This is a genomic window from Parasphaerochaeta coccoides DSM 17374, from assembly GCF_000208385.1.
Lineage (GTDB): Bacteria > Spirochaetota > Spirochaetia > Sphaerochaetales > Sphaerochaetaceae > Parasphaerochaeta > Parasphaerochaeta coccoides.
In genome coordinates this window covers 1,912,813-1,932,353 of the sequence record NC_015436.1, presented here as the reverse complement: position 1 = coordinate 1,932,353, position 19,541 = coordinate 1,912,813, and the positions used below count along the sequence as shown (strand labels likewise).

Here is a 19,541-nt window from a genome sequence, read left to right as displayed (position 1 = left end):
ACAGGGTAACAAAATCACCACAGCCCATCTGTCGTCAGTTAAGGAAGCTCAATCTTATACTTGGTGACGAAGGTGTAGGGCTGGTATGTCTTCTTGGCCTGGCGGAGTCCGGGAATCCCTAAGTCCTGTTCCCTGTTGATATCCACGACATCCGGAGGAAGGCTCATTGCCAATGCTCTGTTGAGAAATTGGTAAACACCTTTGTAAGAGGGAATCGCTTTCTCCGTATGGGTGATGACGCGGTCGGAGCCGTCATACTCCACGAGCGTGAAAGCCACAGGTTCTCCGGGGCGTGCATAAACGGCTATGCCTTCCAGGTTCAGCTCTTTCCGCAACTCCAAAGAAATACGTACGGCTTCATAATCTTCCACCACATCTTTTCCCGCAGCCCATTGGTCAAGAACTGATATCATGTCTGCCTGCGGCGTATCAGCAACATCCACTATGAAATGTTCGGAATGCTCAGCCTCGAATTTCAGGGCGTGGGCGAGCTTCTTGTGAAGCTGTGGACCCTGGAGTGTGATGAGATCCTGTTTCCGGTATACGTAGTCCGCATTATCCCTATCCTCGGTGACGGCAAGATGAGGGAAGTCACGGGAAATATGACGTGTCCATTCCATGACATCGTCTACGGGAATGAAGGAAATGACCGAGACCTTCTTCATGATGGAAACCATCATCTCCCGCCCTGGATAGCCTGCGGGGAAAACGGCGAATTTCTCCATGTTGCCATCGAACCTGCGGTTGATGCCTGATATCATGTACTGGGTGTTTCCGGCGGAGTCAATGAATGAAGCTACATGCGTATCATGTTTCGAGGCAAAGGGGACAAGTGCCGACATGGACAGTTCACTGATCCTACGGCGATGGGTAAGCAGATAAGGCTGCAATATCTCAATATGATTCCGATCCGGGCGGATTGATTCGGGGTAAGAAGGTATGGTACACACGTCTGCTAAAATACTCAAAACCAGCGAAAATGGCAAATGCCCAGCCTCTTTCTGGTACTTTTTCCCATGGATGTTACCGGTGGCGCGGACATGCAGGACATGACACAACGGGAATGAAGTTATTCGGCGTCCCGTCTCATGGCGTTTCCCGTGCCAAGAAAGAGGGATTCCACCTCATGGACCTTTCCTAAGGAAGTGAACTCTGTCAGCCATATCTCACCATTTTTCGGGAAACGACGTGGATAGGTGGGCAGGGTATTTTCCAGGACAGCCCGCATGATTCTTAAGGTGATTGAATGGGACACGACCAGGATATTCCTGTCCATATCTTCTTTTTCAAGATCCTTGAGGAATAAGGAAACCCGTTCTGCTATCATCCTGTAGGATTCCCCGCCTCCTTGAGGCAGCCAGTCCCATCGGGCCATGGTATCTGGTTCATAGGACGGGAATGTCTTGAGAAGGTCATAGCTCATGCCGGAAAAAATCCCGACATCTTGTTCTATGATCCTCTCGTCTGGTTCGACAGGCAGGCCGTATGCCGCACTGAAAGGCCGGGCTGTCTGGAGCGTACGGGGAAGCGGGGAGGAAATGATCCGCTGGATTTCCACCATTGGCTTTAATCTGCTGGCTATCAAGACAGCGTCAGCTTTGCCTTCCTCGGACAAGGAAACGGGTAGACGGCTACCCATGATTTTCTGGCGATTTGCTTCGCTCTGGGCGTGACGAATGAAGTACAGACGACTCATGCTTTCTCCTGGGTTAAACTGTTTGTTATATATTTTCATCATAGATGAAAAATCTTTCCGTGACAAACCAACACCCTTGACTGTCAGATGGTTGAACCGAGGAAAGGCAGGTCGCAAAAGCGGCTTGCCACCTGTTCATAGATAATCCGGGCTATGAACAGCGCTCCCCATGAGCATAGGTGCGTGTCATCCGCGCATCCTTTGGGGTAGTTGGGCGATTCTTCCGGTTTCAGGTGGAGGAAGATATCCTTGCTTGTTTCTTCTCCCATGGCATCCAGAATATCCATGGTGACGTGGTTTATGTCGATATAGGGGATATCAAGTTTCAAAGCAACTTGTTTCATGGCTTGCGGATAGTCCCCATGGGTATGTTGCGCCTTACCGTCGATGAACTGTCGGCGGGCAATGGAGGACAGGAAAAGGGGATTGCCGCCGTTTTCCCGTATCCGAGTCACAATAAGTTTAAGGTTTTCCGTGAAAGATGTCCATGGGTCGGTATGACGTTCTTCGTCTGGCTTGGGTTCGTTGTGTCCGAATTGGACAATGACCCAGTCACCTGCCGCAAGGGAGTCAAGGGTTTTGTCGAATACACCGGATGAGAGTACCGACCGGGTGCTGAGACCGTTGACCGCCCAATTGGCGAGCGACCACCCTGGAGCCAGGAACGGAGAAAATTCTTCTCCCCAGCCAGTTTCCGGCCTATAGCGTGATTCCTTGATGGAGCATGTCGAGTCACCGAGGAGATGCAATGTCCGGGAGGAATGATGTATAGGTTCTCCGGGATTAAAAACCATGTCAGATTCCTTTCTTGCCTTTGGCATTCTTACCTTCCTGTGGCATCACTGGCCATGCAACCATCATACCGGCTGGGGGGGAATCGTCAACACCGTATACACCGCATACAAGCAAAGGACGTTGCCCAAGTTTTCACTTTTGCAACGCCCGCTTGTTCTTACATGAAGTTCCAGGTTAGATATTGGATTTTGTAAGGACGGTGACTCCCGTGTCAAAATAGCTGGGAGAAATGGTTTCGCCATTCAAGGCTTTGACGGCGGATTTCATCCCTTCATAACCCATGACGTCAGGATTCTGAGCCATTGTCGCAAGCAGATGCCCGTTCCTGATAAGGCTGAGGATCATGTCAGATTTGTCAAAACCAACACCAACGACAGCTTTTCTGGCTTCCTGGATTGCATTTCCGGTTCCAACGGTAGAACCTTCATTAGCTCCGAAAATTCCGACGACACCCTGTGTGATGTAGTTTGCCGCAATATCCTTTGAGCGTGCGGGATCACCATCACCATACTGTGTTTCAAGAATAGTATAGCCAGTACCGGCAAAAGCCTCGCGGAAGCCTGCCTCACGCGCTACCGTAGAAGCCGTCGCCGCATTGACGTTCACAATACCGATGGAACCTGTGGCAACACCATTTTTCTGGAGTTCGGCAATAAGAGCCTTGCCTGCGGTCGTACCGGCGGCTTTATTGTCTGTAGCCAGAGTCTGGAGTCCAGGGAAATCAGCGGCAGAGTCTACATAGATTATCTTGATGCCAGCTCTGTTCGCTTCTTCAAGGACTGCGGTAACGGCTGTCGGTCCGTTAGCGGCAAGAAGAATTGCCTGTGCGCCGCCAGCAATAGCGTTGTTGATCATTTCAATCTGCTTGGCATCATCCTTCACGTCCGGAGCCAGCCATTTGTAATCCACATTGCCCAGCTCGGTGGCCGCTTTCTGAGCTCCCTTGTCAACGGTGACCCAGTGTTGATCCATCTGATCCATGGTGATCAGATAAACCTTATGTTTGCTGCTTCCGGATTCCTTTGATCCTGCGGCAAACACCATGCTTGCGGCAATGACACAGACAAACAGCGTTACGATGAACAAACGACTTTTTTTCATTAAGTCCTCCTCTTTCGTGGTTTTCCCCCCACGTCAGGTTCTGATTGATCAGGCAGGAAGTTCTTTCTTGCCTTTGTGCCGCTTGAGATTGCCGCTTCTGACAATTACATCAAGCAATACACTTACAACAACGATGATCCCAATGACAATATTCCTGATAGCTACAGGAGCCCCCGCAAACTGAAGCCCATTCTGAAGGACACCCCAGATGGAAGCTCCTATGACTGTCCCAAGCAGTATTCCCTGTCCTCCAAGGGTGGAAACTCCGCCGATGACCGATGCCGCGACTGCATACATCTCGTATGAATTTCCTGCATCCATGGAACCCATTCCGCTTGTCGCTGTTATGACCAGTCCGACAACTCCTGCGAGAAAAGCGCTGATTACATATGCCTTTGTGGTCGTGACAAGGACATTGACACCGCTGAGACGGGCTGCCTCAATGTTGGAACCTACGGCATAGGTATGGCGGCCTGTGCGCGTCCGGCTCAGAACGAAGTTAAATATCAGCCACAAGACGACGGTTATCCATATGGTGTTGTACAGTCCCAAGGTTCTTCCATAGTAGAAGAAATTCCTGAAACCACGCGCAGCTTCGCCGATGGAATCAGTGTTATAATTGTTATTGGCAATCTGTGCTATGCCACGTGCAATGGTCATGGTACCAAGCGTGGCAATGAATGGCGGGAGCTTGCAGAATGAGACAAGCATACCGTTCGATGCCCCTACGAGAAGACAGGCGATGAGAGTCAGTCCGACGGCAAACCAGGGATTCATTCCTTTTGTCATCAGAGTGGCGCTTATCATGCAGGACATCCCCACCACAGATCCTATGGACAGGTCGATGTTACCTGTTATCAGCACATAGGATTGTCCTATGCCGATCAGCAGGATGGGTGCTATCTGACGCAGAAGGTTTCCGATATTCCTGCTTGAGAAAAAGGTAGGATTGAGAATCCCGAATACAATCAGCAAAATGATCAGCCCCGCTGAAACTGTGATGACCTGCCCCATGCCACGGATGGCGAGTATTCTTTTCAAAGGTCTGCTGTTTTCTTGTCCTTGAGTCATTTTTCTTGTCTCCTGCTTGCTCATGTCAGTTTCTTCTCAAAATGCGTGGCGAGTTCAAGGATTTTTTCCTGCGTAGCTTCCTGGGAGGATAATTCCCCGGTCAGTTTTCCATCACACATGACGAGTATTCTGTCAGAAATCCCAATGATCTCCTGCATTTCGGAAGAAACGAACAGGACTCCGATTCCCTGCTGTTTCAACTGGTTCATCAAATGATAGATTTCCACTTTTGCCGCAACATCGATTCCCCGTGTCGGTTCATCAAACATGACCACGCGCGAGTCACGGGCCAGCCATTTCCCTACGACAACTTTCTGTTGATTTCCACCGGACAGGTTAGCGGCGTTTGATTCTATGTCCGTCAGTTTGATAGATAGATTTTCTACGGCTTTATCCACCATGTCTCGTTCTGATTTCCGATTGATCACACCCAGAAACCTGCTTCCGAGAATATCAAGATTGGGTAGGGCAATATTTTCCTTGATTGAAAGTTTTGTGCAGAGACCATCCTTCTTTCGATCTTCCGGGACAAGGACGATTCCCTGGCTTATGGCGTCCTCCGGCTTCGTGATGACCACTTCCGCGCCATCAATGAAAATAGAACCAGAGTCTTTAGGATCGACGCCGAAAATTGCCCGTGTTGTTTCCGTTCTGCCAGCTCCCATGAGTCCGGCGATACCCACAATCTCACCCTGATTCAAGGAAAAACTTATATCACGGACAGCACGACCGGCACAAAGATTCTTGACTTCAAAAATCTTTTTTCCAATAGGGCTTTGGACGGTGGGAAATTTCTCTGTTATTTCTCGCCCGACCATGAATGAAATGATTTCATCCATGCTGATATCTTTGAAGTTTCTTGTCGTGATGGTTTTCCCATCCCGCATGATGATGACCCTATCAACAATATGTTGCAGTTCCTCCAGCCTATGCGAGATATAGACTATGCCCCGGCCTTCGGAACGGAGCTTATGAATGATGGAGAACAAATCTGTTATTTCTTTGCTTGTCAGGGCACTTGTCGGTTCGTCCATGATGAGTACCCGCGCATCTGATAGGAGAGCTTTAGCAATTTCCACCATCTGTTGCTTGGATACCGCCAATTTACCGACAATAGTGTCGGGCGTGATATCATCAATATTGAGCCGAGCCAGGACTTCCTGCGCCTGATGTCTCATTGCCTTGTTGTCAAGGGTGCCTTTTCCTGAGATAAGTTCCCGGCCAAGAAAAAGATTTTCAGTCACTGTCAGATGCGAACACATATTTAGTTCTTGATGAATCATGGCGACGCCATGCTTCTGGGCAAGCCGCGGGTTCAAGTCGCCGATATTTTCCCCAAAAAGTGAAATAAAACCTTCATCACGTAGGTATACACCGCTGAGAATTTTCATCAGCGTTGATTTTCCTGCCCCGTTTTCTCCCAACAATGCCAGGACTTCTCCGCTTTTCAAGCCGAAAGATACATCATCCAGGGCAATGACACCGGGGAATTTTTTTGTGATGTGCTTCATTTCAACAATGTATTCAGCCATACGTGCCCCTTTCTGTAACCCCTGTATGTCTCAAGTACACGATGCAAACCTGGGGTTGTAAAGGGTGGAGACTTTGTATGAAGGTGGGTATTTTTTGGATTTCGCCTTTGCCAAGGTTTCTGCCAGGGACTTTGTCCGGGAAATTCGGGAAGAACTACAGAGTAGGGCGGGAGCCGCTGATGAGCTTCACGGAAGAAAAATCTTTCCTGTCGTAACTTTCTACAATGGATCCATTCTGTATGATGAGAAGTCTGTCCGCAACCTCAAGGGAATCAGAGAGACTGAGAGCAAGGATCAGGACGGAAATACCCTTGCGACGGTATGTATCCAGAAATTCAATGATGCGTACCCGTTGGTACATGTCAACGCCGAAAAAAGGTTGCATGCAGACAACAAGTTCGGGCGATTGCAGGAGAGTACGGCAGTATACGAGATCGTACAAGGCTTTCTCCGGTAGTCCATGCAGGGAAGGAGCAAAAATAGTCGGGCCTATCAATGGCAGGTATTCCTTGATAATGCTTTCCTTGACATGAGGGTTGCTCCAGAACCTCGGTACCTTGTTGTCCACAAGGAAACAAAGATTGTCAATGTAACTCATATCGGGAAATATCATGTTTTTCGTCGGTCGTTCCTGAATGATCGCTGTATTCCTGTCATACGGAGACGGTTCTTTGCCCGCAATAGTCAAAGTCCCTGATTCGCTTTTCAAAGTACCTCTGCACAATCCCATGAAAGTTTCGACAGCCGTACCATCAATATCCATGAATACGACACATTCCCCCGCACGCATGGTGAAACTGATATTTTTCAGATTCCCGCTGTACAGATCCCGGCAGATGAGGCTGTCCTGATGCTCAGCGGCATCCACCGCAACAAACTTACGGTGGGAATCATTCACCGCAGTTCTGAAAGACTGGGAAAAATGGGTCATGACATCTTCATTCATTTGGTCTTTCATGAGGATTTTCTGAATAGTGCCATCAAGCATCACCGCCGTTTTGTCGGAAATGCTGAAAATCTCCTGATGGTGGTTGCACATATAGATGAATGCCATGCCCTGTGCCGCGTAATGTTTCATCAGCGCATGGATTTTGTGAAGATCGATGGTATTCACGTAATTGGTTATATCCCTTATCACGACAAGTTTGACTCCGGATACTACGGCTTTTAAAAGTTCAAGCGCCCACCGTTGCAGGAGAGACAGGGAGCTTACCACAGCAGAAACGGGGATACGTACACCCATTGACTCAAGATCCTTGAGATATGGCTCTAGCTGTCCTTCCATCATGTTTTTGTTCAGGACATAGGAATGAAAATTTTTTCTCAATACAAAGATATTATCCGCGACTGTCAAATCATCAACCAGACGGCTTTGCTTCTCAATAATTGAAACTGGATTGCGTTGAGATAACGAACGACGGTATGAATGTACTATTTCCCCCATGAAATATACATATCCATAGTGAATAGGAGTATTGAAAGATATCAAATCAAGAAACTCATCAACTCCTTGGGAGTTCACGCATAAGAGTCCTGTGATTTCTCCGGCGAAGATATGGAGGCTGACGTTATTCAGGACGGGGGTATCTTCATGGAATATCGTCACTCTGTCCAACGCAAGGATTTCCTGCTTCATAAGACACCGCCGTCATTTTCCTGGAGTTTTGGGAGCGATATGACGACATCTGTCCCGACATCTGCTGTGCTTGAGACGGAGATGCCGTATTCTTCGCCAAAAAGAAGTTTCAGACGGTTATTCACATTGACAATGGCTATACCGCTGCGGTGGCTTTTTTCAGGCTTGATATAATCAAAGGAACGGGATGTCAGCGAAGTATTCAGTTCTTCCAGCCGCAGAGAGTTCATGCCAACGCCATCATCACTTATGGTAATGAGCAGACGGCTCTGTGTTACTTCTATGCGGATGTGGACAGTGCCTTTGCCGACCTTGCACTCCAGGCCGTGAACTATTGCATTCTCGACAATCGGCTGGAGTGTCAGCTTGGGAAGACGGTATTTCAAGAGTTCCGCCCTGTCATCCTCATCCCAGCAAATCTCAAGGTTCATACGGGGGCCAAAACGGTAGCGTTGGATGGTGAAATAGTTTTCAATGTTGTTCAGCTCGTCTTCAAGAGTCGCGAGATTTTCCACATTGCTGATTGTGTAGCGAAAATAGGTGGATAAAGCTTCAGCCATATTCGCGACAGTATCCAAACCCGATGCCAAGGCTTCCCCACGGATTCCCTCCAGTGTGTTGTAAAGGAAATGGGGGTTTATCTGGTTCTGGAGAGCAAGGAACTGAGCCTGCTGTTTACTGGCATTGAGAATTTTGTCCGTGTCGAGCAATGATTGGGCATGTTCCAAAGCCGCGCCCATCGCAGGGCTGTAGGAATAGCCAAGCTGGTAGATATCTTCAATGCTGTATCCGATGCCAAAATGCTTCAAAAGCTTTTCTGTCTGCCGGTAAGGACGGATGACCAGGTTCCAAAAAAATACGGAAACCAAGGCGAGGAGAACAATCATGAGGATGCCGAGGGAGGAAAGCACTTCTGTAGTGATATGTGTACTCATGAAAAGAAAAATAATGACACAGAAAATAATCTGTGCCGCGAGGATGCAGAGGAAAGAAAAGACTCTGGCGGACAGAATGATATCTTTTCCCTCTGCTTTGGTTTTTTTCCTCATGAATAAAGTTTCCTGTAGTCTTTTGGTCGTATTCCCGTATTTTTTTGAAATGCCTGTGTAAAATATTTTGTATCCGTATATCCTGCTTTCTTACAGATATCCGCTATCGGTAATGTCGTAGTTTTCAACAGATATTTTGCGTGAGTCATCCGCACATCCGAAAGATACTCCAGGAATCCCATGCCGCTTTCTTTTTTAAAAAGAGAGCTGAAATAACTGGAATTGAATCCCATGGCATCACTGACGGAATTAAGGCTTATCATAGGGTCATTGAAATGTTCACTTATATATTTCTTGGCAAGCCGTACAGGTCTGTATTCCTGTTCCTTGATCAAGGCTGCATTTTCTTCCAGGAATTTCAGTGTTTTTTCTGAAAAAAACGCATAGAGTTCCGCGGCGCTGGAATACATGTCCTGGCCTTCCTCATAATTCCTTTCAGCGGATTCCAGACCTTCTATGGAAACATAGGTGGTTTTCATGCGCATCAGGAAATTACTGAAAGCCTGTTGCAGGCAGTCCAGAATATTTTCTCCGGAGAAAGATTTTTCTGAGGAAAGCGTATCTATAAGCGAAGCTATGCATGCTTGTGTTTCTTCAAGTGAAAGTATTGATACAGCCTTGCTGATTCCTTCATTCCATATCTTCAAAAGCGCATGTATATCATCTTCTCCGGCTGACGGTGGTACTTCTTCATAAAGCTGAGAACCTCCGGTAGCCACCAGTCTCTGACAGCAGACACTCCAGGCGCTGCGGGCTGAACGGGGGATGGAGGCAAAATCTTCGGAGCTGGGTCCCACTGCCAGGAAGAAACGGGAAGATGGGAAGATGCTTTCGTGGATGATAAGCTCATCCAGCATGGTTTTCAGACTTTTCCGGATGGCGTTCTTTTTGTCCTGTTCATAATTCAGCAATATATAGAAGCGAGAATCCATGGCATAGGACTCTATCTCAGAGCAGAGTGGTTTGCAAAAACTCATCAGTATCCGTTCAACTTTTTCTTTGAGGATAACCTTGCCTTGAGGGAAAAATTCCTGCTGTGGCATATCAAGCTTTACAATGCATACTTGGAAAAGGCCCGGCCGGAAATCATAGTGATATGCCTGATTGATTTCTTCCATGGAAGAAAATGAATCTGGTTCGGCGCCCAAGATGCAATCCTTGAAAAGATCTTCCCTCAGTTTGCTGTAATAGGCGTCCAGGTGCTGGTTCAATTTTTGTGCGTGATCTTGTTTTTCCGTTCTTTCTTTATAGCGAGCCAGGAATTTCAAGAGTGTATCCATCAATTCCTGTTTTTTTATTGGTTTGAGCAGGTAGTCCCCGACGCCGTATTTGATGGCGGTCTGTGCATATTCAAAATATCGGTATCCACTGATTATGATAAAGTCGAGATCCTTTGATATCTCCCGTGCCCGTTGGATAAGCTCTAGTCCATCATGACCGGGCATTCTGATGTCAGTGATCACAAGGTCGGGGGAGAGGTCTTTAATGAGCTGGAGCGCAGTGATGCCGTCTTGAGCGGTGGCACAGATTTCCATGCCCAGGGACTCCCAGTCAATGAGGCTGGCTATCAGTTTGCTGACCCGTGGTTCATCGTCAAGAATGATGACCTGTATCGTGTGTGTCATGTATCCAGCTTTACTCCTTTACTCCTTTACTTCGTAAAGAAATGTAATTCCACTGCCCTACAAAGAAGATGGTATATCGCCAGATGATCTTCCTGTATCCTATATGTTTCTTGTTCGGGTGAAATGATGGAAATATCGCAGAGTCCTGCCAGTTGTCCGCCTCCGCGTCCTGTCAAGCATATTGTACGGGCTTTCTTTACCTTTGCGGCACGCACCGCATGGCAGATGTTTTCAGAGTTTCCGCTCGTACTGATTCCGAGAAGAATGTCTCCTTCCTGTGCATATGCAAAAGCCTCCTGGGCATATTCCATGTTCGCATTCACGTCATTGCTGAATGCCGAGGCCAGGGGAAGCTGTGAACCGAGGGCAATTGCAGGGAGGGGCATCTGGAGAGTGTCTGCCAGTTTTTTCCCTGTGTCGCTGAACTGTTCGGTAAAACGTTTCTTCCAGCTTTCCGGTAAAGGTCGTTTTTTGAAAAAGCCTTTCATCAATTCACCGACGATATGCCCGCTGTCGGCTGCGCTTCCGCCGTTGCCGCACACCAGGAGTTTTCCGGCGTGTGTGAAACAGTCCGACAGAGCGTTGGAGGCTTCGGATATCTGCAAACGGAGATGGGCGAGGTTGACATGCCGGACAAAAAAATCATCCATGAGAAATTTTACGTCATCCATATCATTGCCATTCCTTCTTACTATGATAATATGCGGAAATCAAGGCGGAAACATCACCAATATTTTCTTTTAATGCCGCCGGCATGACAGTACAAGCTTCCGCGTTCAATGCCAATGATTCCGCCGCCAATACTCTGCTGGCTTCCGGCCAGATGTAATCATATGAACGCTGGAATATGCCACCTATGATGATCCTTTCAGGATTGAGGATATCCATTATCACGGACAAGCCCAGTCCGAGCTTTCTGCCGACTGTTGTCATGATGCTCACGGCCAAGGGGTCGCCTTGCTGCGCGGCTTCACCGACTGTTCTTGCGCTTATGGCTGTGATAGTACTTTCATCAGTACATAACAGAGTTTTTTTGCCTTCCGCAAGCCATTCTCTTGCGTGTGCCTGGGCTTGCAAAGCAATTCCGCCTCCACTGCAAAAACCCTCAAAGGAACCTTTCTTTCCATAACCTGGAGGGCCAGTCGGAGCAAGACGAATATGTCCGACCTCTCCAGCCATGTCGTTTGCACCGACATAGAGGCGTCCATCCAAAATCAAACCGGCTCCCAAACCTGTCCCGAAAGTCAGAAAAACCATGGAATCACAGCCTTTACCGGCTCCGTAGTGCCATTCAGCGAGAGCTCCGGCATTTGCATCGTTGCAAAGCCATGTTGGTAAGCCAGTCCGGGAAGCAATGAAATCCCGTATGGGGACGGAATCCCATCCGGGGAGATTAGGAGGGGAAAGAATCAGGCCGTGACGAGAATCCAGCGGCCCTCCGCAGCTGATTCCGACAGCAACAGGAGGGGAGTCCGGTCGTTCCGCAATGCAGGATTGTATGTCTTTGACACATTGCTCAAGCATCCCCTGAACCGTATAATCGCGAGTTTGGCGAACAGGCATTTTCACAAAGATTTCATATGTGGCATCAGTGACATCTCCTAATGAGACGGCACATTTTGTTCCACCAATGTCTATCCCCACTACGATCATATCCGCCTTCCTGTCTTGTATTCCTTACTGGAGAGATCCGATGGCATTCTGTCGTCAGGGTTTGTCCCCGCAGAGCGACAAGGCTGACTTATCTTCCCAGGAAAGCGAACTCCATGATATCGACGGTGAAGGCTATGCCAGCTCCCGGTTCTTCCAGGCTAGGGACGGCCTTGACGGCGTCAATGATTGAAACAGCCTTGTCCTGGGGGACTATGGTCAACAGCATTTCCTTTTCAGGGACGAGGGTGATGCCGAAGAACTTTACGTCGTCTTCCTTTGCCGTACCTTTGGCGTTGATGATTGTACCACCGGACGCTCCTGCTTTACGGGCGGCTGCCATGGCATCATCTGCTGTGCCTTTGTTGACTATGAAGGAAATCAGGACGTGTGATGAAGTCGTGGACATTGTAGCGCTCCTTGTGGCATGGATATTCTCGGATGTTCCGGCGGTCATGTGATGGAGGATGCCCCGCACATCGATGAGCATGGTTGTTCCCAGGTTCTTCTTGGTGGGGTTGCATGTCTTTACGGCCTGGAAGATAGCTTCTGCTTCATTATCTCCCGAAAGTGTCAGGACAATGTCCTGCGCCGGGTCATGAAGACCCAGGATGTCAAGCAGGGAGGATGTGTCGCTCCTGCCATGGATGATCGTACCTCCCTGCGCGCCAGCATCTTTCGTCGCATTGACCACTGCTTCGCCTTGGTCATGAGCTACGATGCTGAGTATCAGCTTGCCGGGATAAAAAACCATGTCCGATGTCATTTTTACCTTCCTTGGCATCACAGGCCATGTAATCATCATACTAACTAAAAGGAAATCGTCAACAGGCGTTTGCCTTTTTCGACATGCCTGTCATACAGGATAGCAAGTGCGGGCTTGGGATACAAGCACTCGATGGCTTGCGTCCAATGGGGATGTTGCAAAAGTGTGAGAACTTGCAAGCACAATACCGTTCTTTCTCACTTTTTACCCTTACTTTTTCATGAAAATCCGGAGATTGGGCATCACAATATAACGAAATGATGATGTTTTACGAAAAAACATGACGAATTGATGAGTTAATGCAAGGGATATCGGTACTAGTGACGGTTACCCGAAAGTATGATTTTGACGAGGAACCATATAATATTTTCGGGTAACTTTTGTAACATCCCCACCTCCGGCATGTCTGTATGACGGGTATGTGACGGACATATGATGGTCATGGAACGGTATTACATGGTATCCTCGCCGATAACCCTGCGGACATGTGTGGGGTCGGATGTATGGAGGCAGCACAATGACCATTGACAAAATATATCACGCAAAACGCATCCTTGATCCTGTGGTGCGCAGGACGGATTTGATACGTGCCCCGCGGATTTTCCCGGATTCTTCCGTGTTCCTGAAAACCGAGAACCTCCAGATTACCGGTTCCTTTAAGGTACGGGGAGCCTACTACAAGATTTCCCAGTTGCCGTCCGACCTGCGCCAGAAAGGAGTGATTGCCTGTTCCGCGGGAAACCATGCCCAGGGAGTTGCCTTGGCCGCCCAGCATGAAGGCTTGAAGGCTGTCATCTGCATCCCTGATGTTGCGCCAATTTCCAAAGTAGAGGCGACCCGTGCATATGGGGCTGACGTGCGTCTTGTGCCTGGCGTCTATGATGATGCTTATCAGGAAGCGTTGCGACTCCAGAGGGAAAATGGCGGGGTGTTCATCCATCCCTTTGATGATGAAGACATCATTGCCGGTCAAGGCTCCATTGGCCTGGAAATACTCGAACAGCTCCCCGATGTCGATTCCGTCATTGTTCCCGTCGGAGGAGGAGGTTTGATCAGCGGCATTGCCTATGCAATCAAGGCACTCAAGCCGGAATGTGCCGTGTACGGCGTCCAGGTCGCCGGCGCAGCATCCATGTATGATTCACTGGAGCAACACCAGAAGATTACCTTGGGTAAAGTTTCCACCATGGCTGACGGTATTGCAGTGAAGCATCCCGGTGATCTGACCTATGAGATGTGCGCCACGTATGTTGATAAGATTGTCACAGTCACTGATGATGAAGTATCTTCGGCGATTCTCGCCTTGATGGAGAAGCAGAAGCTCGTCACCGAAGGCGCGGGAGCGGTGGCAGTCGCCGCGGCAATGTTTCATAAAATTGAGATTGAAGGCCGTACCACTGTCTGTCTTCTTTCCGGAGGGAACATTGACGTCACCATTCTTTCACGTGTCATTTCCCGTGGTCTGCTCAAAAGCGGCCGCTCTACGGAATTTACCATTGAACTGCTGGACAAGCCAGGACAGCTTGTCGATGTCTCTGCGATCATAGCTCGTCAGGGAGGAAATGTGGTGGCTGTCCATCATGACCGTTCCGGAGAGGGTACTGACCTGAATAGCTGTACGCTCCGTCTGGCGTTGGAGACGAAGGACTTTGATCACATCAGGGCAATACGGCGGGCATTGGGAGATGCCGGTTTCAAGTTTGTGTGAATCTTCCACGCATCATGCCCGTTACTCTCATGCGGGGGAGTTTTGTGGCTCATGGAAAGGCTCGGATTGCTGGAGCGTCCGGATATTCCAATTTCCTTTTGTATGGGCAAAGGTGGTATCAATGCCTCCTCCCAAAAGGAGGATGAGACGCGCTACGTCATCAGGATTCTCGACAAAACCACCCCGTCCCCAAGCGTTGACAATGCCCAGTGCGCCTCCTGCGCAAAATGCATAGGCATATTCAAGCAAGTCGAATCCGACATCGGGGAATTCGTATCGCCATATTCCCACCATCCTGTCATGGATGAGCGATGAGATGGTTGCCTGAACCCGCAGGTGTCCATGGGTGCTGAAGTTCACTATGATGGTATCCTGATGCTTCAGGAGGACTTTCAGGATGTCCCGGAAAAAGCGCACCATGTCGGGGCCCGGTCCCAAGTCCTTGTCCACTACCGCCTTGATGTCAGCGAACAGTTCATCCTCAATTTCTTCCAGCAGGTCATAGGGACTCCGATAGTGCAGGTAAAAGGTTCCTCTGCTGACATTCGCCCGCTTGCAGATATCTTTGACGGCAATCCTGAAAATTGGCTCCTCACGCATGATTTTCAGAAGGCTGCGTTTCAGGGATTCCCTTGTAGTAGTTATCCGTTTGTCAATCTTCATCAGGCGTCTGCTCCTTTTTCCGGTTCCCCTGTCATCAGAGTCGAAAAATCTTTCTGCCATTATCCTTCATTTTAACCTGTTCAACAATATGAATGGTTCAGAGAAAAAGCCTTGGAGAAATTGGAGAAAAAGGATGACGCGCGGAGAAAAGGGATGTGAAAGGACTAAAGGATATGATATTTCCCGATGAAGCCCATCATGCTATCATGAAAGGAAAAGAAGACATCGTGGCAGTATCATGAGGGAGATATGGCAGACAGACGAAAAAAGGCTACCACGTTCAGAACCAAGCGTATGCTGGTCGCGGCCACGCCGTTGCCGAACATCACGGTCATTGGATATTATATGCCGGAAAGGAAGCAGCTTGTTCTATCGAGCGAACAGTTCTGTGCGCAGGAAATGCTGGAAACGCTCCGTTCCTGTGCCGCCTCTTTGGTTGAGGATGGAGGCCCCATCCTCCGGGATCATCTGGAAAAACATGTGATATCCCTTTTTGGGCTGTCCAAGCGCGGACGTTTCATTGCCGCCCAGCTGGAGACCGTGTTTTCCGTGTTCCCTGCTGTCACGACGGAACAACAAGGCAATGACGGGAAGACGCAGATTGTATATTGGCCGTCCACATACGCCCAGACACAGACCAGCGCAGGAAAAGACTTTGGGTACTTGTACTGCCGTTGTTCTGCGGAAGATGCTCCGGACAAACGCTATACCTACGACCTGCCCCTGATAGAGGTCGCCAATGCCATGGCTGCCAGCGTGAAGGAAGGTGAAGCCGTAGGCCGTGATGAACTATTCACCCGTGCCGCGCGGCTGATGGGTTATACGCGCATAGGCGCCAGCCTCCGTCCGGTGCTGGAACGCTCCCTCATCCTTGCGCGTGAACTGGGGTATTTCCTGTAATATCCATGGGCATACCGCCTGAGCAAAGTCGTTGCGGACTATACGCCCTGTCATTGGGCGATTGTTTCAGATGACCTGGTGAATCCAGCCCCCCGGAGCCGACAGGCGTCCCATCTGGATTCCCGTGAGGGTATCGTACAGCTTGGTGACCACCGGGCCGACCGATATGCCGTCTCCGAACGTGATGTCCCCGTCATGGGTGTGGATGGTTCCGACGGGGGAAATCACGGCTGCCGTGCCACACAGCCCCGCTTCAGCAAAATTCTTCAATTCCGTAAGTTTCACAGGCCGTTCCTCTGTTTCCATGTGCAGATAATCCTTGGCGACCTGCATGAGGGAACGGCGGGTGATGGAAGGAAGGATAGTCGGACTCTTGGGCGTCACGAGCGTGCCGTCCTTGGTCACAAAGATGAAATTCGCTCCTCCCGTTTCTTCTATGTACGTGCGTGTCGAATCCAGATAGAGATTCTCGCTGTATCCGGCTTCATGGGCAACGTGTCCGGCATAGAGGCTCATGGCATAGTTGAGACCTCCCTTGATGTGGCCTGAACCACGGGGGGCAGCGCGGTCGAAGTTACTGACCATCAGGCGCAGGGGCTTCATGCCTCCCTTGAAGTAAGGCCCGACCGGAGAGCAGAATACCCGGAAGGTATATTCTGACGCGGGAGCTACGCCGAGAATCGGCCCGCTGCCGAAGATATAAGGACGGATATACAGAGATGCACCGCTACCATAGGGGGGTACATAGTCCTGGTTCGCAATGACCAGCTTGTCAATCGCATCGAGGAATCTTTCAACAGGAAAAGACGGCATCAGCAGCCTGTCGCAGCTGTCCATGAGACGGCGGGCGTTCATGTCAGGACGGAACAGTACAACGCGGCCATCCTCCGTGGTATAGGCTTTCAGACCTTCAAAGCATGTCTGGGCATATTGCAGGACACCGGCGCTTTCATTGATTGTCACCGTGGAATCGTTGACCATCTGGCCATCATCCCACTGTCCGTTCTTCCAATATGAAACATACCGGCTGTCAGTCGGAATGTAGCCGAAACTCAAATGCGCCCAGTCAATGTTTTTCTTAGCCATCATCATGTCCTTTGATTCGTAGCGGATTGGCAGGATTTTATCAACAATCATGGTTTAGGACAACATGAGGACAACATGAGAACAACGTAAGGAACCCGTGAGGACACCATCATGAGCGGGGGGTGACGAGCGGGGGCATGGTTCAGGTGGTTTCGTCCTCATCTTCTTCAGCGACGACAGCCGTGGCATTCCACATGTCTTCCAGTTGCTGTACGTTTAGTCCCCGGCCAATCAGAATCATCCGACTATCATCCATGACATCGGTCGCCCGGATTTCATAGGTGTTTTCCACCACATCAAAGCGTATCCATTCATCACCCATGGGGAAGAAGCCTTTTGCCCGGATGATCTTGCCCTCAATGAGGGATGTGAGGCGACCCAGGATGCTCACCAGAGTGGGGATGTCCGGGATCTTCACGTCGGTGAAGCTGATCTGCTGGAGCTTGGGACGCCTGTCTTCGTTCACTTGTGGGGCAGGCTCCACAGAAGAAGGATCCAAGGGCGTTTCCAGAAGAGCCTTCCACCAAGAGCGGGGAAGCATCTCATAATGACAGTCAGGCACGGAGGACGCAGGGTTCCAGGCATGCACTTCTGAAGCAAATTCAGTGAAGACATCTTTGTGGCAGCTTTCGCTTTTGCTGAGAAGAACCCATCCCGCATGGGATGCCTGGTCAGTGATACAATCCTTGTAATCCACCATGCTGTTCTTGTAGTGCTGGTAGTCTACCAACGTCACTGGCTTGAGAAGCTGTATGGCTTCCCCGTAGCAGATTTTTTTCAGGTTATCCAGGATGGGGCCGAGGAAGGCCACTCCGCTTGGCTCTACAATGAGATAATCAGGATTCAAGGAGTTGGCAATGGTCATCACGGAATTAGAGAAGTCCAGCTTCATGGAACAGCAGATGCAGCCTTCGGTCAGTTCCCAGATGGTCGGAGGTTGTGCCTCCTGCTGTTCGCGCGCGGAAAGCAGAGGGCCATCGACACTGACATCGCCAAATTCATTTTCCACTACAACGAACTGGCGTCCAGTCTTCTTGACCATGCTTTTGATGAATGTCGTCTTCCCTGCGCCAAGGAAGCCGGAAATAATCAGGATTTTCATTATATCCAACCAAAGAGAAACACCCTCCCGCGCCAGAGGCGGGGAGAGTGGTCTTGGTGAGTGCCGCTTAGATCGTCACGACGGGCTTGATGAGGTCAGCGGGCTTGTCCTTCATCAGGAACAAAGCCTTCTCGACATTCTCGAAACCCTTCATCTTGTGGGTAAGCAAATGGGAGACATCCAGCTTTCCGAGGGAAACCAGACGGGAGAGTTTCTCCATGCGCAGGCGTCCGCCGGGCATCAACCCACCGGCGATGGTCTTGTGTCCCATGCCGACACCCCATTCAGCGCGGGGAATCTTCACGAAAGTGCCGCTTCCCAGATAGTTGACGTTTCCAATCCGTCCACCAGCCTTCAAGCACTTGACGGCAGGATCGAAGGTATCATTGTCGCCTCCGGCAATGATGACCTTGTCCACACCCTGACCCTTGGTCATGGCCAGTACCTGCTCCTCAATGGGGCCATCTTTATAACTGAGGAAATCGGTTGCGCCATAGAGCCTGGCAGCGTCTACGCAGACTTTCCGGGTTCCAACGGCAATGATTCGTGAAGCACCACGGAGATTGGCTCCGGCGACGCACATCAGTCCTACGGGGCCAATGCCGATGACCAGGACTTCATCACCATATTGGACATCAGCGAGTTCGGCTCCATGGAAACCGGTAGGAACCATGTCGCTGAGCATGCAGGCATCCTCAACGGATATGTTCTTGGGCAGATGGGCAAGATTGCCGTCAGGATCGTTGACATGGAAAAATTCGCCGAATACTCCATCCTTTGTATTGGAGAACTTCCAGCCGCCGAGCATCACGCCAGAATGCATTGAGAAACCAGCTTGTGCCTGCACGGAGTTCCAGTCGGGGGTGATGGCAGGGACGAGGACTCTGTCACCGGGCTTGAAGTCTTTGACAAGGGCGCCGACTTCCACGACCTCACCACAACCTTCATGGCCAAGGATCATGTTGCTTCTTTCGCCAACGGCTCCTTCCCAGACAGTATGTACATCGGACGTACAGGGGGCTAAGGCAAGGGGACGGACAATGGCGTCCATGGGTCCGCAGGAAGGCCGTGATTTTTCAATCCAACCGGCTTCTCCGATTTTCAGCATTGCAAAACCTTTCATAGCGACAACCTCCAAAATATTTTGTTCGTAATACACTC

Annotated in this window: 18 protein-coding genes; 2 read left to right on the top strand and 16 right to left on the bottom strand. The window is 49.7% G+C overall.

Features of this window, described 5'->3' with window-relative positions; all coding sequences use genetic code 11:
- Positions 1 to 38: 38 nt before the first annotated feature.
- The 12 genes from SPICO_RS08325 to SPICO_RS10500 form a co-directional block, all read right to left on the bottom strand.
- Positions 39 to 842, bottom strand: coding sequence for a phosphatidylglycerol lysyltransferase domain-containing protein (locus tag SPICO_RS08325; RefSeq protein ID WP_052295867.1), 804 nt, complete (start codon positions 840 to 842; stop codon positions 39 to 41).
- 227 nt (positions 843 to 1,069) lie between these two features.
- A complete protein-coding gene (locus tag SPICO_RS08320; protein ID WP_013740224.1) occupies positions 1,070 to 1,696 on the bottom strand; it encodes a histidine phosphatase family protein in 627 nt (208 codons plus the stop codon).
- Between the two features lie 83 nt (positions 1,697 to 1,779).
- Positions 1,780 to 2,517 carry a rhamnogalacturonan acetylesterase gene (locus SPICO_RS08315; RefSeq protein ID WP_052295866.1) on the bottom strand — a complete coding sequence of 246 codons (738 nt, stop codon included), beginning with the start codon at positions 2,515 to 2,517 and terminating at the stop codon, positions 1,780 to 1,782.
- A 148-nt stretch (positions 2,518 to 2,665) separates the two neighbouring features.
- Complete coding sequence (locus SPICO_RS08310; protein WP_013740222.1) at positions 2,666 to 3,592, bottom strand: ABC transporter substrate-binding protein; 927 nt, start codon at positions 3,590 to 3,592, stop codon at positions 2,666 to 2,668.
- A gap of 48 nt (positions 3,593 to 3,640) precedes the next feature.
- Positions 3,641 to 4,663: an ABC transporter permease gene (locus SPICO_RS08305; RefSeq protein ID WP_013740221.1), complete on the bottom strand. Its 1,023-nt coding sequence runs from the start codon at positions 4,661 to 4,663 to the stop codon at positions 3,641 to 3,643.
- Positions 4,664 to 4,683: 20 nt separating this feature from the next.
- A complete protein-coding gene (locus tag SPICO_RS08300; protein ID WP_013740220.1) occupies positions 4,684 to 6,195 on the bottom strand; it encodes a sugar ABC transporter ATP-binding protein in 1,512 nt (503 codons plus the stop codon).
- Positions 6,196 to 6,349: 154 nt separating this feature from the next.
- The gene (locus tag SPICO_RS08295) at positions 6,350 to 7,831 is read right to left on the bottom strand and encodes an ATP-binding cassette domain-containing protein (RefSeq protein ID WP_013740219.1); all 1,482 of its coding nucleotides are present in this window, start codon (positions 7,829 to 7,831) and stop codon (positions 6,350 to 6,352) included.
- Positions 7,828 to 8,880, bottom strand: coding sequence for a sensor histidine kinase (locus SPICO_RS08290; protein WP_013740218.1), 1,053 nt, complete (start codon positions 8,878 to 8,880; stop codon positions 7,828 to 7,830). The genes SPICO_RS08295 and SPICO_RS08290 overlap by 4 nt, the downstream gene beginning before the upstream one ends.
- Positions 8,877 to 10,505 (bottom strand): response regulator, encoded by a 1,629-nt coding sequence (locus SPICO_RS08285; RefSeq protein WP_013740217.1) that lies wholly within the window; start codon positions 10,503 to 10,505, stop codon positions 8,877 to 8,879. The genes SPICO_RS08290 and SPICO_RS08285 overlap by 4 nt, the downstream gene beginning before the upstream one ends.
- Positions 10,506 to 10,531: 26 nt before the next feature.
- Positions 10,532 to 11,176, bottom strand: a complete 645-nt coding sequence (locus SPICO_RS08280; protein ID WP_013740216.1) for a D-sedoheptulose-7-phosphate isomerase — start codon at positions 11,174 to 11,176, stop codon at positions 10,532 to 10,534.
- A 1-nt stretch (position 11,177) separates the two neighbouring features.
- A complete protein-coding gene (locus SPICO_RS08275; RefSeq protein ID WP_013740215.1) occupies positions 11,178 to 12,158 on the bottom strand; it encodes an ROK family protein in 981 nt (326 codons plus the stop codon).
- A gap of 88 nt (positions 12,159 to 12,246) precedes the next feature.
- Positions 12,247 to 12,921 (bottom strand): P-II family nitrogen regulator, encoded by a 675-nt coding sequence (locus SPICO_RS10500; RefSeq protein ID WP_013740214.1) that lies wholly within the window; start codon positions 12,919 to 12,921, stop codon positions 12,247 to 12,249.
- Between the two features lie 517 nt (positions 12,922 to 13,438).
- On the opposite strand from SPICO_RS10500, the gene ilvA reads away from it, so the two are divergent.
- Positions 13,439 to 14,629: a threonine ammonia-lyase gene (gene ilvA, locus SPICO_RS08265; protein ID WP_013740213.1), complete on the top strand. Its 1,191-nt coding sequence runs from the start codon at positions 13,439 to 13,441 to the stop codon at positions 14,627 to 14,629.
- Between the two features lie 27 nt (positions 14,630 to 14,656).
- On the opposite strand, the gene SPICO_RS09960 is transcribed toward ilvA, so the two are convergent.
- A complete protein-coding gene (locus SPICO_RS09960) occupies positions 14,657 to 15,352 on the bottom strand; it encodes a TetR/AcrR family transcriptional regulator (protein ID WP_052295865.1) in 696 nt (231 codons plus the stop codon).
- 189 nt (positions 15,353 to 15,541) lie between these two features.
- Between SPICO_RS09960 and SPICO_RS08255 the strand changes: the two genes are divergently transcribed.
- Positions 15,542 to 16,192, top strand: coding sequence for a hypothetical protein (locus SPICO_RS08255; protein WP_041395208.1), 651 nt, complete (start codon positions 15,542 to 15,544; stop codon positions 16,190 to 16,192).
- Positions 16,193 to 16,258: 66 nt separating this feature from the next.
- Here SPICO_RS08255 and SPICO_RS08250 read toward each other — a convergent pair whose 3' ends face one another.
- From SPICO_RS08250 to SPICO_RS08240, 3 genes are all read right to left on the bottom strand, one after another.
- The gene (locus SPICO_RS08250; RefSeq protein ID WP_013740211.1) at positions 16,259 to 17,329 is read right to left on the bottom strand and encodes a branched-chain amino acid aminotransferase; all 1,071 of its coding nucleotides are present in this window, start codon (positions 17,327 to 17,329) and stop codon (positions 16,259 to 16,261) included.
- 91 nt (positions 17,330 to 17,420) lie between these two features.
- Positions 17,421 to 18,380, bottom strand: coding sequence for a CobW family GTP-binding protein (locus tag SPICO_RS08245; RefSeq protein ID WP_013740210.1), 960 nt, complete (start codon positions 18,378 to 18,380; stop codon positions 17,421 to 17,423).
- A 67-nt stretch (positions 18,381 to 18,447) separates the two neighbouring features.
- Entirely contained in the window at positions 18,448 to 19,503 is a 1,056-nt protein-coding gene (locus SPICO_RS08240) for an NAD(P)-dependent alcohol dehydrogenase (protein WP_013740209.1), read from the bottom strand.
- Positions 19,504 to 19,541: the final 38 nt, after the last annotated feature.